Source organism: Mesorhizobium sp. M8A.F.Ca.ET.208.01.1.1 (genome assembly GCF_004791315.1).
Lineage (GTDB): Bacteria > Pseudomonadota > Alphaproteobacteria > Rhizobiales > Rhizobiaceae > Mesorhizobium.
Window position 1 is genome coordinate 1 of sequence record NZ_SRUT01000258.1, and the last position, 314, is coordinate 314.

The following is a 314-nucleotide window of genomic DNA, read 5'->3' on the forward strand; positions in this document are numbered from 1 at the left end:
GTGACATACATCAGGCCGCCACGACCCAGGGAGGGCGCTGCGTGACCATGCAGGCCGCAAGTACAGAGATCGCGTCGCGCACCGCGGCGATCATTGACGAGATGAAGGGCCTCGAAGGCCCGCTGCTGCCGATCCTGCACAGCATACAGGAAGAGTTCGGGCACGTTCCGAAGGACGCGCTGCCGGTCATCGCCGACGGGCTGAACCTCTCCAGGGCCGAAGTGCACGGCGTGGTCAGCTTCTATCACGATTTCCGCGGCCAGCCGGCCGGCCGGCATGTGCTGAAGCTCTGCCAGGCGGAAGCCTGCCAGTCG

Annotated in this window: 1 protein-coding gene; it reads left to right on the forward strand. The window is 65.9% G+C overall.

The window, feature by feature from the left end; all coding sequences use genetic code 11:
• Positions 1-41 precede the first annotated feature (41 nt).
• A partial coding sequence (locus tag EN851_RS35195) for an NAD(P)H-dependent oxidoreductase subunit E (protein ID WP_189587360.1) occupies positions 42-314 on the forward strand: 273 nt, incomplete at its 3' end.